Origin of the sequence: Algoriphagus chordae, from assembly GCF_003254055.1 — a bacterium.
Classification (GTDB): Bacteria; Bacteroidota; Bacteroidia; order Cytophagales; family Cyclobacteriaceae; genus Algoriphagus; species Algoriphagus chordae.
On sequence record NZ_QKZT01000010.1, the window covers coordinates 187,472 to 203,819 of the forward strand.

Annotated in this window: 14 protein-coding genes; 6 read left to right on the top strand and 8 right to left on the bottom strand. The window is 40.6% G+C overall.

What is annotated here, in order from left to right; translation table 11 throughout:
* Window positions 1-102 precede the first annotated feature (102 nt).
* From LV85_RS12765 to LV85_RS12780, 4 genes are all read left to right on the top strand, one after another.
* Entirely contained in the window at window positions 103-3,225 is a 3,123-nt protein-coding gene (locus tag LV85_RS12765; protein ID WP_111319992.1) for a SusC/RagA family TonB-linked outer membrane protein, read from the top strand.
* A gap of 18 nt (window positions 3,226-3,243) precedes the next feature.
* Entirely contained in the window at window positions 3,244-4,962 is a 1,719-nt protein-coding gene (locus LV85_RS12770) for a RagB/SusD family nutrient uptake outer membrane protein (protein WP_111319994.1), read from the top strand.
* 11 nt (window positions 4,963-4,973) lie between these two features.
* Complete coding sequence (locus LV85_RS12775) at window positions 4,974-6,548, top strand: hypothetical protein (RefSeq protein ID WP_111319996.1); 1,575 nt, start codon at window positions 4,974-4,976, stop codon at window positions 6,546-6,548.
* 431 nt (window positions 6,549-6,979) lie between these two features.
* On the top strand, window positions 6,980-7,687 hold the full coding sequence (locus LV85_RS12780) for a TVP38/TMEM64 family protein (protein ID WP_111319998.1): 708 nt from the start codon (window positions 6,980-6,982) through the stop codon (window positions 7,685-7,687).
* Between the two features lie 45 nt (window positions 7,688-7,732).
* On the opposite strand, the gene LV85_RS12785 is transcribed toward LV85_RS12780, so the two are convergent.
* The 3 genes from LV85_RS12785 to LV85_RS12795 all read right to left on the bottom strand — a co-directional run bounded on the left by LV85_RS12785 (window position 7,733) and on the right by LV85_RS12795 (window position 9,166).
* Window positions 7,733-8,008, bottom strand: coding sequence for a hypothetical protein (locus LV85_RS12785; protein WP_146260473.1), 276 nt, complete (start codon window positions 8,006-8,008; stop codon window positions 7,733-7,735).
* A 98-nt stretch (window positions 8,009-8,106) separates the two neighbouring features.
* Window positions 8,107-8,466 (bottom strand): hypothetical protein, encoded by a 360-nt coding sequence (locus tag LV85_RS12790; protein WP_111320002.1) that lies wholly within the window; start codon window positions 8,464-8,466, stop codon window positions 8,107-8,109.
* 184 nt (window positions 8,467-8,650) lie between these two features.
* Window positions 8,651-9,166: a DUF421 domain-containing protein gene (locus LV85_RS12795; protein WP_111320038.1), complete on the bottom strand. Its 516-nt coding sequence runs from the start codon at window positions 9,164-9,166 to the stop codon at window positions 8,651-8,653.
* An 11-nt stretch (window positions 9,167-9,177) separates the two neighbouring features.
* Here LV85_RS12795 and LV85_RS12800 point away from each other — a divergent pair, with 11 nt between their 5' ends.
* A complete protein-coding gene (locus LV85_RS12800) occupies window positions 9,178-9,252 on the top strand; it encodes a hypothetical protein (protein ID WP_394336122.1) in 75 nt (24 codons plus the stop codon).
* A gap of 54 nt (window positions 9,253-9,306) precedes the next feature.
* Here LV85_RS12800 and LV85_RS12805 read toward each other — a convergent pair whose 3' ends face one another.
* The 5 genes from LV85_RS12805 to LV85_RS12825 form a co-directional block, all read right to left on the bottom strand.
* A complete protein-coding gene (locus LV85_RS12805; RefSeq protein ID WP_211318410.1) occupies window positions 9,307-9,516 on the bottom strand; it encodes a hypothetical protein in 210 nt (69 codons plus the stop codon).
* A gap of 85 nt (window positions 9,517-9,601) precedes the next feature.
* The gene (locus LV85_RS12810) at window positions 9,602-11,092 is read right to left on the bottom strand and encodes an arylsulfatase (protein WP_111320004.1); all 1,491 of its coding nucleotides are present in this window, start codon (window positions 11,090-11,092) and stop codon (window positions 9,602-9,604) included.
* A 69-nt stretch (window positions 11,093-11,161) separates the two neighbouring features.
* A complete protein-coding gene (locus LV85_RS12815) occupies window positions 11,162-11,584 on the bottom strand; it encodes a DUF3995 domain-containing protein (RefSeq protein ID WP_245942293.1) in 423 nt (140 codons plus the stop codon).
* Window positions 11,585-11,672: 88 nt separating this feature from the next.
* The gene (locus tag LV85_RS12820) at window positions 11,673-12,518 is read right to left on the bottom strand and encodes a hypothetical protein (RefSeq protein ID WP_111320006.1); all 846 of its coding nucleotides are present in this window, start codon (window positions 12,516-12,518) and stop codon (window positions 11,673-11,675) included.
* A 314-nt stretch (window positions 12,519-12,832) separates the two neighbouring features.
* Window positions 12,833-13,051: a hypothetical protein gene (locus LV85_RS12825; RefSeq protein ID WP_111320008.1), complete on the bottom strand. Its 219-nt coding sequence runs from the start codon at window positions 13,049-13,051 to the stop codon at window positions 12,833-12,835.
* 730 nt (window positions 13,052-13,781) lie between these two features.
* Here LV85_RS12825 and LV85_RS12835 point away from each other — a divergent pair.
* Complete coding sequence (locus tag LV85_RS12835; protein WP_245942295.1) at window positions 13,782-16,085, top strand: glycoside hydrolase family 95 protein; 2,304 nt, start codon at window positions 13,782-13,784, stop codon at window positions 16,083-16,085.
* Window positions 16,086-16,348 lie beyond the last annotated feature (263 nt).

The following is a 16,348-nucleotide window of genomic DNA, read 5'->3' on the forward strand; positions in this document are numbered from 1 at the left end:
CTCTACATTGACCGAGGTTTTAAGATCCAAAAAGTCATTTGTGAAAGCAAAGTCCGCTAGATCCTACTTCCAAAAACAAATAACCTAAACTCAAAAGACCGTATGAAACAACAACTCTACTACTGGAGGAAAACCCTCCCTTTGACACTTATACTGTTGTGTTTATGGATACCAATTGTATCTGCCCAACAAGAAATAAGAGGAAAGATCCTAGACGATCTTGGTTCACCCCTACCTGGTGCTTCTATTATATTGAAAGGAACCACCACTGGTACTATATCAGACATAGAAGGTAACTATAGTATTCAGGCGAATGAAGGTGATATTATAGTATATACTTTCATTGGTTTTAATTCAGTAGAGAAAACTGTAGGCACTACATCTGAAATCAATGTACAGATGATGCCGGACACACAGAGTCTTGACGAAGTAGTAGTGGTAGGCTACGGTACCCAATCAAAAAAGGAAATAACCGGCGCTGTTGGCCAAGTTAAGGCTGACGTCATCAGCAAGGCTCCTGTCTCCGATGTGGGGGAAGCTATCCAAGGTCAGGTTGCTGGTGTAAACGTACAGGCTGCAAGTGGAAGACCTGGCCAAGCGGCCAATATTCAAATCCGAGGTGTGGGTTCTTTAATGGGAGCACTAGAACCTCTGTATGTGGTGGACGGGGTTCCCTATCAAAGTAATCCAAACATTTCCCCTGATCAGATCGAGTCTCTTGATATCCTTAAAGACGGTGCAGCTGCTTCTGTATATGGAACCCGTGCCTCTAATGGGGTAATTCTTATCACCACCAAAAGAGGTAAAAAAGGAAATATTGTAGTTGATCTAAACGCTTATGCAGGTGTACAGAACATCACCTCCGGTACGCCTCTGATGAATTCCCAGCAGCAGATGTATGCTGAAGAAGTGAAACTGGAAGCATTAGGAAGAGATCCCCTCATTTTCTTTTTCAATCCAGATGCCTTGGATTACGACACAGATTTCGTGGGCGATGTGCAAAACAATAATGCGCTGATCCAGAACTATGGATTAGGTGTTTCCGGTGGAACTGAAGACCTATCACTAAACTTCAACACCAATTACTTTAGTCAGGATGGTGTACTGATCAATTCGGGCTTTGATAGACTAAGTAACAGATTGACTGCACAGTTCAATAAAGGCAAGTTTAAGGCCTTTGTGAGTTTGGGTTATACTGAAGAAAACACCTCTCAAGAGCCTTGGTCACTCTATGAATACAGCATCGCACAGAGACCTTGGCTTGCCCCGCTCAATTCCCTGAAAACTGTAGGAGAAAACAATGTGCAAATCCCAGTGGACAATGCTATCCTTTATAGCTACTTGTCAAAGGAGTTGGAAAATGTGGATGATCGCAAGGTAACCACCTCTAATATAGCATTGAACCTAGAGTATGAGATTTTCAAAGGTTTCAAATACAAATTGAATCTTGGAAGTAACTCCTGGAATTATAGAAGAAATTTCTTTAGACCGCAGTATTTGGTGACCAATAGGGATGGTTCTTATAACCCAACCGCATCCCGTGAAGATGCCTTATTGAATGAGGACTATACCTTCACTCAAAGGAATGTGTTGGAAAACATTTTGTCCTACGACACGGAGTTTGGAAAGCATAAGATCAACTTAACCGCTGTGGCTTCCTATGAAAAATTCACCTCCAAGCAGATAGGAACAGGGATCATTGGTCTGCTGAGCAATAAGACGCCTGTGCTGGGCGCTGGACAGCAAGCCACGAAACCTACCAGTTTTGATTATGTCAACTCCTTGAGTGGTTTGATGGGAAGAGTGCAGTACAATTATGATGAGCGCTACCTGATCTCGGGTAGTTATAGACGGGATGGTTCTTCCAATTTTGGCCAAAGCAATGTGTACGGTGATTTCTATGGCGTTTCTGCCGGTTGGAATATTTCCGAAGAACAGTTTTTCCAGAATGGAAATCTGGATTTCATAGACAATCTAAAGATAAGAGGAAGCTATGCTCAGGTAGGAAATCAAAGCATCCCTCCTTATACCTACGCAAGTCAGATCGAAAGCGGTGTCAATTACCTTTTTGGGTCTTCCGAAGATCTTTACAATGGCGCTATCCAGAGAAGGTATTCCAATCCTAATGTAAAATGGGAATCCAGCATTTCCACCAATTTAGGTCTTGATCTCTCCATGTTTTCAAATAGATTAAACTTCACGGCAGATATCTACAAAAATGACAAGCAGGACATGCTGTTGCCTCGTGCTACTCCTCCTTCAGCAGGCGCATACCACCCAGGAGCTACAGGCACCTTCAGTCCAATAATTGTAAATGCAGGTAATATGACCAATAAGGGAATCGAACTTTCCCTTTCCTACAGAACAGAATATGCTTCTGGATTCAAATGGAATCTTGCTTCTACTTTCACGAAGAACGTGAATGAAATCACTGATTTAGAAGGAATAGAGAGAGGATATGGCAATGGACAGCCTTCTTCCTCTTTGGGGCCAAACGTAGATTACACCACCTTCTTTGCGGTAGGCTATCAGGCAGGAGCATTCTTCCTGGTGCAGCATGATGGAGTGATCAAAACTCAGGAAGATCTCGTTGAATACAAAAAAATTGACCCGAGTGCCCAGATCGGCGATATGAAGTACAAAGATCAATTGACTGAAGACACGAATGGCGATGGAATTCCAGATGCCGGAAACGGTGTAATTGACGAAAATGACCGTGTGTATTCCGGTTCAGGTCAGGATAAATTCAATATTGGCCTAAGCGGAAATTTCGAGTACAAAGGATTTGATCTGTACGTTCAGAATTACTTTTCCTACGGAGCTAAACTTTACAACGGCTCTAGATATTACGCTTACACTCAAGGCAGACACACGGATCAGTATTACATGTGGACTCCACAAAATCCTGATGCGGACATTCCTACTGACCGCGGCGATGGTTATCACAACAATGTGCGCGCTCGCTCTGACTTCTTTTTGGAAGACGGTACTTATTTCCGAATCAGAAATATCACGCTGGGCTATACCATTCCTTTGACAGCCACTAGTAAGATCGGAGTGAACAGAGCGCGAATTTACGGGACAGCTATGAATCCCTTCACCTTCACTGGATACACCGGATATGATCCTGAAGTTGGCGGAAACGGCATCAGCACCAGAGGTGTGGACCAGGGAAATTATCCTGTATCAAGAAGATTCATTTTCGGCGTTCAGATTCAATTCTAATTCTTAAAAAGCATAACAATGAAACTCAAAATATATAAACGAACACTTGCCTCAGCTTCCCTATGCGCGATGCTGTTGACTGGATGTGGCCAGGATTTTCTGGAAGAAACCAATCCAAACGCAATAACTACAGATACTTTCTGGGAAACTTCCTCTCAGTTCCAAAGTGCATTGGCTACCGTTTACGGAGCTTCACAATTCCAGGCGATTTCGGGAGGTGGACTAGTGAATGAAATGATCCTGGGAGATATAGGAGGAACTGAAGCTTGGTATAGACCAACTGCCTACAGAAATCTCACCTACAATGATGCCAGCGATCAGGTGACTGATAAATGGAATCAGCTTTACATCGGAATATTCCGTGCCAATCAAGTCATCAATCAAATTCAGGAAGCTGATCCTAGCCTCTTTCTAGCGAATGAAAAGGAAATCATTGAAGCTGAAGCTAGATTCCTTCGGGCTTTCTTTTACTTCCAATTGGCAACTACCTATGGCCAAGCTGTTATCCGAACCACAGTTCCTGTATCAGATGCTGATTTCAACACGCCACCGAGTCCTAAGGAGGAAATATTTACTACGGTAGTTATGCCGGATTTGGAATTTGCCAAAACTCATCTTCCAAAAACCTGGGATGATAAAAACAAAGGAAGAGTGACTTGGGGTTCTGCGGCTTCATTGAATGGAAAGACATTACTTTTCCAGGAAAACTGGTCTGCAGCAGCAGCTGAATTCAAAAGCGTTATAGATTCTAAAATTTATAGCCTTACACCAAAAGTAAGAGATAACTACAGTGAAGAGAATGAATTCAACGAGGAGTCAATTTTCGAAGTAGCCTACAACGCCGATATCAATCCTGGAGCAAATGGAGCTGTGGTAGATGATGATCCAAGTCGAACGGGGGCTGAGGCCACCAATATTGCAACCCAACTTGGCCAGTTGAATTTTGCAGCTTACAACACGCTATTGCCAAGCTATTACCTACATGAATTGTATGTAAACGATGCGATCGATCCGAGTAATTCTATCAATAAAGGCAATCAACAATCTGTGCGAATGACTGCTTCAATAGTTCCAATTGACGGAGAGGGACTCTATTATCAATTACCAATCGGTACACGTAATGGTTGGGTCTTTGGTCAAAGTGCATATATCAAGAAATTCACAAACTGGTACCACCTACCAAATGAAGATGGAAACTCCAGATCTGGCATCAATTTCAGACATATCCGTCTAGCCGATGTGTATCTAATGTATGCTGAAGCTTTGCTTAATTCCGGTGGATCTATAGATGAGGCGATAGATTACATTGACATGGTAAGAGCACGTGCAGGAGTCCTCACTATCAAGCAGTATTTAGCCCAAAATGGTAACACCTTCCCACAATTGCATATAAGCAAGCAGGTACATGGCACTCAGCCGATGGTGGCTCCCACAGCCGAAAACATTATGACTCATATCCGAAGAGTGGAGCGTCCTCTTGAATTGGCTTTCGAAGGTCATAGATGGAAAGATCTGGTAAGATGGGGAATCGTGAAAGTAGTGTTTGATGAGCTTCGTCAGGATGAGATATGGAGAACAGAGAATCAGGCGGCGATTTTAAACGAACCACCAATTTACATAGCAGAGCGGATCAGACCGGACTTCTTGCTTTCCTCTGCCAACTACTCACCTACAGTTCACAACTATTTCCCTATTCCTGCTCAGGAACTACAAACCAATGATCAGATAGGAAATTAATCCCGACTCCCATGAAAAAATATATCAATATCATAAAAACATTGGTTGCAGTACTCCTACTGCAATCCTGCGAAGATCCTTATGAAGGGATCAACCTTAATGAACCAAGCAATCAGGTGATTTATACTTCAGAAATGGATTTTGAAAATACTGTTCAGATCGATGGGGAATTAGATTTTGGCGATGTTTCTGCCGGAGTAGTATCGAGACTTTGGACTTTCCCGGAAGGCGCTGTAGACATAGAAGATTCTGATAACGATGTCACCTCCACTGAAGCTACTGTGAAAACCACCTTCAAAATGCTGGGTGAGCATGAAGTAAAACTTCATCAGGTATTCAAAGACAATGCTTATGTAGGCCTCGAGCAGCGAGGAAAAGAGCTGGACACTACTATTATTGTTAAAGTTATTCCAGAGATAGCAATAAACATTTCAGCCAATATCCTCAATAATGACGGCACCTTGGGCGAAGCATTGAACCTTCAAGACAATGCCCAAAATGAAGTTATGGCAGGGACTTTTATCCGCTATATCGTGAAGTCAGAAGGTGAGCCTGCTGTATATCGCTGGAACCTAGATGGTGGAGATCCTCCCTTCTCTGAGGAGCTGGTTGATACGCTTGACGTGAGGTATAAGAAGGTCGGAGAATTTGACTTTGGTTTAATCGCATCGCGCGCCAGACCTAGCGGAGAATTTGTCGTTGCGGTAGAAAATGTACTGAAAATCATTCCTTCTACTGAACCAGTTACCCTGGATGGTGCTCAGGAAAAAAATGGCGGAATAGCCTTGAATTTCAGTAGAGAAATGAACGGAGCCAGCCTTGATCCTGCTGATTTCACTGTAAGCATCATGAACAATGACACTCCAATCTCAGCCACTGTTGCTACCGCATCAGTAGATCCAATTGAAGGGAATTTTGTGATTTTGACTCTAGACAATCAGTCTATTTTCAATGATGATCAGGTCACCGTTTCCTACACTCAGGGAGAAATGGCTACTGCCGATGGAGTAATGGCAGATGATTTCGAAGATGAACCAGTATTATTTATTGGCAAAAACATCCTAAAAGACACCGCTTTCGATTACAGCTTCGAAACTTCCACCAGTGCTAATTGGCCTTACCAATGGTGGGGTGCACCTTGGGACATGTATAAATTGAATATCAGCACTACCAAATCATTTGATGGTAAAAAGAGTGCTTACGTGACCTTAGAGCCTAATGGCGGAATGATCATAGGTCATACTGATAATGACAATGTCCCTATCACTTTCCCGGTGGAGCAAGGAAAAACCTATGAAATCGGGGTTTGGGTTTACATGGAAGATCTAGGTAAAAGTGATCCAAGCGCCAATCCACCTGATCTAAGATTTTACTGGAACCCTAACACCAACTGGGGAGTAGGTGCCAATCCGGAATTCTCAGCAGATTTTGAAATCGGAAAATGGGTATACAGCTCCATGTTGGTAGAGTTCCAAGCTACAGGTGACTACAATTTGAATATTCGTGGTGCAAATGACGGCAACAGCCAAACCTTAAAATTCTATATGGATAACATTTCCATATCGGAGGCAAAATTAAGACAATAATAGATAGATGGGTTTTAAGTAAGGATATGGGCGAATGCTGTTATGGCTTCGCCCTTATTTTTTATTCTTGAACATAAAACAACCTTATACTTCCGGCTAAAAACTATGTTGGAGGAATGAAAACTCATGATGATCATTTTTAGTGGTAAGTCACCCCCTTTCATATACTTCATCAATTACAAAACAATTTTTAAGTGACTCGTTGGCGAAACATAAAAAATTAAGCAAATGAATATAGATATATAATTATTCTTTTTGACGCACACCTAATAACTCAATAAAAAGCTTTTCAAGTTTGATGAAATAGTAAACAGAAACATTACAAACACGAAACAACAACTCTACTAATCATTTATTAAAAGTCTTACACCTTTGAAAGGCGCATAAAATTTGTGCTTTAAATCAAAGAACCGTGAATTTTAATAGTCAATATGAAAGAATCAAAGTTTCCTGTTAGCAAAAAAAGTAGAACTCCACTTTACCTTTCCATCCTTCTAATTTCGGTATTGGTGGTTTGTTACTTTACCATCCCTCCTGTCAACCATTTTCTCACTGAAGCATGGAATGTACTTACCAGTGATGATGAAGCTCAAATTGAAACTTGGGTGGAAGGCTTTGGATGGTTTGGACCTTTCTTGATCATTGTGGCTATGGTGCTTCAAATGTTCCTACTGATAATCCCATCAATTTTACTGATGATTGCAGCAATTTTTGCTTATGGCCCCATTTGGGGTGCTATAATAAGTCTGATTGCTGTTGGTCTTGCCTCCACAGTTGGCTATGTAATCGGAAGGCTTGTCGGTAGTACTTTTGTCACTCGTCTTTTGGGTGAAAAGACACTCAAAAAGGTCAGTTCTTTTATAGAAAGTTATGGTTTTTGGGCAGTGATAATTACACGGATTAATCCTTTTCTATCCAATGATGCTATAAGCTTTGTCACAGGAATTTTGAAAATGAATTACTGGAAATTTTTAGCTGCTACTTTAGCAGGTATAACTCCACTTATATTGTTGATTGCTATTACTGGAAAAAACACCAATACTCTCAAATCCGGTTTGCTTTGGGGATCCATTGCCTGCTTGGTGATTTTTGCAGGACATATTTTCTGGGATAAGAGAAAAGAAAGGAAACATAATTAATCAATTTCCTGATCACAAATTCGTTTATCAACCAAAATTAGAGGATTAATCAGTAGAATCAACTACGCGTAAGTACACATGCTGCCCATCTATCCTGTCGATAACCATCAAATTTTTTACTAAGATGGTCTTGGCTCTTTCCCATTGAGCTGCCTCTGAGATGAGGTTTTCATAGTCTATATCTAAAATCTGCCCTACTTTAGGCATTTTGAACATTAAAGGGCATTCAAAAGAAACTTCAGGCTCAGTTGGGATATGGATAATTATTTTTGCCACTACATCATCCTCATTAGTATTCATGTTATGCACGTCGTCAGTCATAGTCTGATGATATTAAAGGGTTGCCATATGAAATTATATAAGATTGTCTGAGTACACTTCCATGGAAGTGTTAAATCCAAACTATAAATCACTCTTCACTAAATAGGATCTGTTTGTGGAAATTCGCCCTCTTTTTTAGGCGGCAAGCCATCACCTTTTCTTGGGAAATACGGGTCTTCTTCAATCTCTTTCGGAGGTTCTTCAACTGGTACTTCCTGCTCATCAGGCAAAAACTCTTCCTCTTCGGGCACATTCTTGTTCGGATTAATCTCGTCACCATCTGGCAAAGGGAAATCTTCAGAAAGATTATTCGGTTTGTCCTCCTTTTTTTCAGTCTCAGTCATTGAAACAGGAACATTATTTTTAGAAATGAACGCAAGAAAACTGACAGGATCAATATAGAACTGTACAAATCTTCCTAGTGACTGTATGTGTGGAATTGAAATTGAATTTACCATGATTTTAGTAGTTGGTTAATAGTGATCTTGATACAATACTTGTGCAAAATCAAACATAACAGCCCAAAACGCATACAGGTAACATTCCTGATAGTTGATTGGACGAAATAACCCCAGATAGTTTTTCCATAGAGGGAATTTCCTACCACATTTCGAGAAGGCCATGCAGCGAATACTTTCCGTATCAGTGCAAATTAATTGTACTATTAATTCCCTTTTCCTTATTAGTAAGAACTGAAATATCGCCGGTACTTTCTAAAATCACGAGATAGACCTCATCTATGTTTGTGTAGCCTTTAAGTCTACATTCATTGTAGACCTCCTCCTGAGTTAAGCGTTGCTTTTTCATTTCTTCTTCTAAAAACTTTCCCTTGTAAAAGACAATGGCAGGCTTACTTGTCACCAAAGTTCTAAACCCTTTGATATGAACGGACAGGTAAGTGAAGATAAACTGCATTATAATAAATAGTGAAATGGCTAACGAACCATCGATTAATGTGATGTTTTTATTTAGCGCTATCGAGGCCAGACAGGAGCCTAAAGCAATGGTAACAACGAAGTCAAATGCATTCATTTTCGATAAGGTTCTTTTTCCAGAAATTCGCAAAAGAAATACCATAGCTAGATACCCCAAAACTGTTAATACTCCAGTTCTTATAGTGCTATCCCAGTTTTCAACAGCCCTCAGAAGTTGCTCCATCTTACCTTTTCTTGGCATCAGATCAGTCAAGCTATATGACAGGGCAGATTCTTCATCCCAATGGTGGGGAAATCATCAATACTTAATATTCTTCCAGAAATCACATTCAAACCAACTCCACCACAGCCCAGGACTACCACCTAACTACCTATATTGAGTCTGGCAGAATTTACCACAGAGCCATAGCCAGGCATTACGCCACAGCTAATAATGCTGGCAGCAGAAAAATTCAAGGAAGGTTCAGATATTTTTACTACCGCGGATTCCTTGACCAAGGTATATTCATTAAGCGTCCCAAGATTGAAAGAACGCTCAATAGGATTGCCTTCCCAGTAAGCCTCAGTTCGCAAATGCTAAAAGTGCCATCTCCTTTGGCAACGGCTGATTTTGAGAGTATTGACATGAATTTTCATTATAAATTATTGGCAAAAGAATTTATTTAACCGATGAGTGGGCAAATGGCCAATTCGAATCTTCGGTTCGACTACGATCCATGATTTCAAGCATTTCCATCAATACCTTAGGATATTCATTAGCTAGATTACTGGTTTCTCCAGGATCCTTGGATAAGTCAAAAAGCAAAACTTCTGACCCCTCACTAAAAACATTTAGTCTAATAGCCTTCCAGTTGCCTTTTCTTACTGCCTGTTTGCCATTTTGCTCATGAAATTCCCAATACAAACTAGCATGGTTTTTTTGAGAGTTTTCCCCCAGTAGTGTCGGCAAAAAGCTAATTCCATCTATTCCCTCAGGAATAGCTACTCCTGTCACATCAGCAAGTGTTGGTAGTACATCCCAGAAAGTCGATACCTGAACAGTCTCAGTTCCAGCAGTTATTTTTCCAGGCCATCTCGCCAGCATAGGCACCCGTATTCCACCTTCATATAGATCTCTTTTATATCCTTTGAATTGCCCATTGCTATTAAAGAAATCCGGGTCTGCTCCCCCTTCCTTATGCGGACCGTTGTCCGACGTGAAAATCACTAAGGTATTTTCAGCCAATCCTAAGTCGTCTAGTTTATCCAATATCTCTCCTACCTGATCGTCCAAAAGCTTGATCATTGCTGCAAAAGCAGCTCTTGGCATTGGTTGAGACCCATAAGCCCCCATTTTATAACGCGGATTTTCGGGGTCATCAACACCTCTATATGCAGGCTCAGGCTCAAACACACTGATATACATAGAATCCGGATTAGTTTTCTCAAGAAATAGCTGCATATATTCTGCTGGAGCAACAAGCTCTGCATGTGGGATTATTGAAGGAACAAAAAGAAAAAATGGACTATCCTTATGTCTGTCAATGAAATCCAATGTTTTTTGATGAATAAGATCGGGAGCATACAAACCTTCTAGAGTGTCGCGGTTTTCCACCAACTCTACCAGCTTGTCGTTGTCGTAGAGTTCTCTTGGAAAATAATTATGGGCAATGGTCTGGCTGTTATATCCAAAAAATTCATCAAAGCCTTGATTGAGTGGTGCTCCAGTACTACCAGGGTAACCTAGCCCCCACTTGCCAAAAGCTCCCGTGACATAACCATTCTCTTTCAACAATTTCGGAATGGTGATTGCCTCCAGCGACAAAGGAAATTGTCCCCCATTTATACCCTTATTTCCTCGAACTTCTATATGACCCGTATGTAAGCCTGTCATCAGCGCGGCTCTTGAAGGAGCACAAACAGTCGATCCAGCATAATGTTGAGTGAAAAGCATGCCCTCTTTAGCTAACCTGTCAATGTTTGGCGTTTCAAATTTCTCTTGACCATAAGCACTCAAATCTCCATAGCCTAGGTCATCTGCCACAATGTATATAATGTTGGGTTTGCTAGAAACAATACTTTGCCCCTGTCCTTCGAATGTCTGAGAAAACAAGACAAAAAATAGAAATACGAAATAGATGACTTTCAAATGGCAAGCTGTACCCTTCATTTCCTTTTTTTTTATTCTAATGAACCTACAATCCCTTCTTTTCAAAAGCTATATAGAACTTGCAATTATTCATTTAAAGAGTTGGGCAAGAACTCCCAGTAGTCCTATCAGTAGACATAAGGGAGAAAATAATTTTCTGTCCAGCTGGGCGAATTCTGTGTTTTTAACTCGTTTGAAAAACCCGATATACCTAAACTCTCCTATTGCTCTCAAAAGGAAAATAACTGGGATAATCCAACCCACATAGTTTAGTATCCATTCTGGAAGGTGAAAAGCAAAAAGGCCTGTTTTAAAAACATAGAACATTCCAAAAGCTGTCAATCCTAAGCCCACAATAGCACTATCTAATCTTTTGGGATTCAAAACTCTTTCGCCTCGTTCATCAGTAGGTAAGGATTCTTTGAACCCAAACTCTCCACCGAATACCCAATTGAAGTGAATCAAAGCGAGTACAATCAGGATAAGGCTTAATAGAACTGATAAAATCATCATTTTACTTTGGACCAATTATATGAGGAGTGCTAGTTTCAACAGCATTCATTGTCCTTTTCTATAAGCCCCAACAGAATATCCCTGAGTCTTACTGCCCATATTCATCAAAGAATTGGGGTGCATCTTTTATGTTTTGAATGCCAAAAATCCAGCAAACTTCACTCAAATCTGAGAAATCCAATCCGCCACTGGCTACTGCCTCATTATTGTAACGTCCGTCTTTTCCATTGTATGCTAAGCCAATTTCAACCGCCATTTCCCATATTCCAAGAAGTTTAGGATCCTTGATCTCGCTCTCCCAAGCTGTATATTCAGGAATGCGGAAACCTGGAGAACCATTACCCACAGCATTTCCATCTGGGATTTTTTGGTAATCTGTTGTTGCTTGCACAAATTTCAAGCTTTCGGGAGAAGTAACTTTCTCATTCCAATCACTATGCTGAACCACATGAACACGCGTTGAAACATCTATTTTGGGCAATTCTGCTTGAATCGCTTTCACCAGTTTGGCTGTAAAATCAGATTGCCCAGCTTCTGCTATCCATATATCTCCATTCTTGTTTAAGGTCTTTTTCACCTTTTTCATCACCTGCTCAAGTGCCTTATTTGAATTTGCATCTGCATCAGACCAGTTGTCTTCAAAGGCAAGTTGGAAAAGATCATTGGGCGGAACATACAAGCCTTCCTGAATCCCATAAGTACCCGCAACGGCATGATAATTCACCTTTTCAAATTTGGAATGGGACATCAACGTGATCAAAGCTGCAGCAGTGTGAATATCATCCACGTCTGTTTTGCAGTCAAAATTCACAAGAAGCAAATCTTTCTTGATATTAAACTCGGCCGCTAAAACTAGCTCCGCTTTTATAGTGAAACTTTCAAAGCAGACAAACAAAGCTGTGATTGCTGCAAAAATTAGAGGTTTTGACTTCATTCTATTTTAGTTGTAAGGTGATTCATTCCTTAGCCAAATACATTTTGGCTGAACATAAACACAAATTAGGGATTCGTGAATTGCATTCAAGGCTGCTTATTAAAAAAATTTCAGAAGTAAGAAGTACAATGCTATGTTTTATAAAGTAATCCAATAACACTTCAAGTGGTCTGATACAGTATTCCAGAAGATTCACTAGATAATACTCCAGTCGAGTCGAAATGACAAAACATTTCTTCTTTGTAGTAAAGTATGAACATACAAGATTCAGCGGTGGTGTTTCGACCTCATTTGGACAAAGGAGCTAAGATTAATTAAAAGGGCTCCTTACCTGTACTGCCAGAATTCAACTTGGAACCACTTCTTAGGATAAGGTAGCCACCAGCAACGCCGAGCGCTATTCTTAGTGCTAAATTTTTGTTTGCAATGGCAAGTGAGAGTACATAGGTGCCCGCAAGCAAGGAGGTAAGTCCTTCAGAATAATTAGAGACTTGCAAAAATCTGTTTGCGATACTTGTATGCTGATCTTTCATAGCTGTGGGGTTTTAGTTGACTTTAAAATCACAAAGTACATGCTAGATTATAATATAGTCAAATCAGGACTTCCAAGTCCTAAAAGCTTCCTGCTTCTTGATTCAAACGGGAATAAATTACTCAATTTGCGCAGGCAATCGAAAAAAGTCTCCATTTATTGCTTTTCATTTTTTTGATAAATGGAGCTGCTTTTACAGCATTTTTTTTCTTTGAATCTGATAAACGACTTGAATCCAAGCCTATTTTTCAACAAAGTCTCAGGTAAAAACCACTAGTTTTAGAAAATAATAAGCAGGTTTCTGAAGGCACAATCTCAACATCTCCTCCCCACTTTTATATCACTTTGTTTCCTAAATGAGCTATTCTTAGATTGGTTGTACATAAGAAAGAAATCTATAGAACCTCCCCTTTTTCCAAGATTGACAATGTCCTTTTCACTAAACCCCAAAACCCGCTTTATACTACCTCTCTGCATTAGCATGAGCTTTTTATCAATTGCTACATTTGGGCAGAAAATCATGTCTCGATCGCAGACAACAACTACAATTTTGAACTAGGACCAAATCAAATTCAAGTCAAAGGAATGACGAAGAAAAATATTAAAATTGACGAGATTCAAGCTCCCAAAGTGGAGTTTGCACCAATAAATTAGAATGAGAACTATGTCAATTGGCTGACATTTAAAGCTAATTAATCCAAAATAGCGATTTCAAAATATTTCCTAAAACCATGAAGAACAAGACCCTAAGAATTAGTCTAATGCTAGTACTGCTGGCGTTTAGCCTACCGAGTTTGGCACAGGTAAAAAATAGAGCAACTATACCTTATGACTTATCATTTGATTACTTACCTCAAACATGGGATGAGGGCCTGCCGCTAGGAAATGGTCATATAGGTGCTCTGATCTGGGAAAAAGACAGTAAGCTGAGACTTTCCATGGATCATGTGAATTTGTGGGATTTGCGTCCCATGGAGAATTTGGAGGGAGAAGAATGGAAATTCTCTTGGGTAGTAGAGCAGTGGAAAAACAAGGAATACCAACGTGTTCAGAACTTATTCGACGTCCCCTATGATGCCTCGCCTGCACCTTCCAAAATCCCTGGGGCAGCGATAGAATTTGCAACACAAGCGTTCGGAAAAGTCCTCAATAGTAACCTAAACTTGAATTCTGGTATTGCAGAAGTGACATGGGATTCAGGAGTGAAGTTGAAAACTTTTGTTCACGCAACACAAAATGCTGGCTTTTTCAAGTTTGAAGGCCTAGATCAAAATAAGTTTATTCCTGAAATCAGCATACCTGCTTATGCACTAGATAAAACATCAGAATCGGCAAATTCATTAACTGGCCAGGATTTGAGAAGACTAAAATATGATTTGGGGGATGTTACAAAGACAGATTCTTCTATAGTTTATGTGCAGCAAGGCTGGGCTGAATCCAGTTATCAGGTTTCTATCCGCTGGAAAAGTGAAGGAACTCAGCTGGTCGGTGTTTGGAGTATCTCTGTGATCAATGAAGAAGTTAGCAGTGATTACATTGCCTCTGAATTGACCAGCAAAAGCTTAGCCCCGGGATATGATAATTCCCTCAGTAGCCACTTGGACTGGTGGAAAAACTATTGGTCCAAATCTAGTATTTCTATTCCAGACAGCATTTTGGAGCGCCAATGGTATTTGGAGCAATATAAGTTTGGCGCAGCCGCACGAGCTGATGCCCCTCCTATTTCCTTACAAGCTGTTTGGACTGCAGACAATGGCAAACTACCACCTTGGAAGGGTGATTTCCACCATGATCTCAATACCCAGCTGAGTTATTGGCCAGCTTACTCTGGCAATCACTTGGATCTTTCTATTGGTTATGTTGACTGGCTATGGCAATACAAGGATACCTTCAAGGCCTATACAAAAGCCTACTTTGGAACGAATGGATTGAATGTGCCCGGAGTCACTACACTGACTGGTGAACCTATGGGTGGCTGGATCCAATATTCATTTGGACCAACTGTTTCGGGTTGGTTGGCTCAGCATTTCTACCTGCAATGGAGGTATTCCATGGATAGAGAGTTTTTAGAAAATCGAGCTTATCCTTGGTTCGCCGAAGTGGCCACCTACCTCAATGAAGTTTCAATTAGAGATGAAAATGGTAACAAAAAACTACCTGCCAGTTCATCACCGGAATTGCATAACAATAGTCCAGAGGCTTGGTTTGATGCGACCACAAACTTTGATTTGGCCATCATTCGATACGTCTATACCAAGGCGGCTGAATTAGCTAGAGAATTAGGAAACATAGAGGAAGCTGAATCTTGGGAGCAGCAGTTAGCCGAATGGCCAAATTATGCTGTGGATCCAGAATCTGGCCTAATGATAGCACCAGGAATACCTTTTGACGCATCACATAGACACTTTTCTCATTTGATGGGAATTCATCCTCTGAGCCTGATCAACTGGTCTGATGGAGCAGAATCACAAGAAATAATCCGCAATACGGTCGCTAATTTGAAGGTGTTGGGAAGCAAAGCTTGGGTTGGATATTCTTTCAGCTGGCTAGGAAATCTTCAAGCCAGAATGCTAGATGGAAATGGTGCTGCCGAAACCTTGAGGTTGTTTGCCGAGAACTTCTGCCTTCCTAATAGTTTCCATGTCAATGGAGACCAATCAGGCAAAGGTTACTCCGATTTCACCTATAGGCCTTTCACACTTGAAGGAAATTTTGCCTTTGCAGCCGGAGTTCAAGAAATGCTTATCCAAAGTCATGAGGGATTTATCCGCTTGTTTCCTGCCATTCCTGAAAATTGGGAAACAGCATCCTTCGACAAATTCTTAGCCGAAGGAGCTTTTGAACTCAGTGCTACTAAGAATGGTAATACGGTGAATGTATCAATCAGCTCACGCCAAGCAGGCCCCCTTAAGATTCTCAATCCTTTCCCATCAATCGTTCTTGCTAATGGAGATCCATTGGAACAAGGTGCATTTTATGAGAAATTGATGGAAAAGGGTGAGCGTTTAGAATTAGAATTTCGGGTGGTTGATTAATGGAATGGCTGGATTATTTGGCGTAGTTGCTGTCACATTGAGCGAAATCGAAATGTTGTTTTAAGAGATTGAAAACCTGAATACTAATTTTTACCTCTGGCTGTCCAGGAGTAAATAAATCATTAGCGAAAAAGCGTCAATTCCTGGTGCCATGTTAAAAATGCTTTCTTACTATATATCATTTATTCATAAAGGCACATTTTGTGAATCACTATTCAAAACATTACTTTCCTAGGGAAATCACAGCCTTCTCTGATATTGCT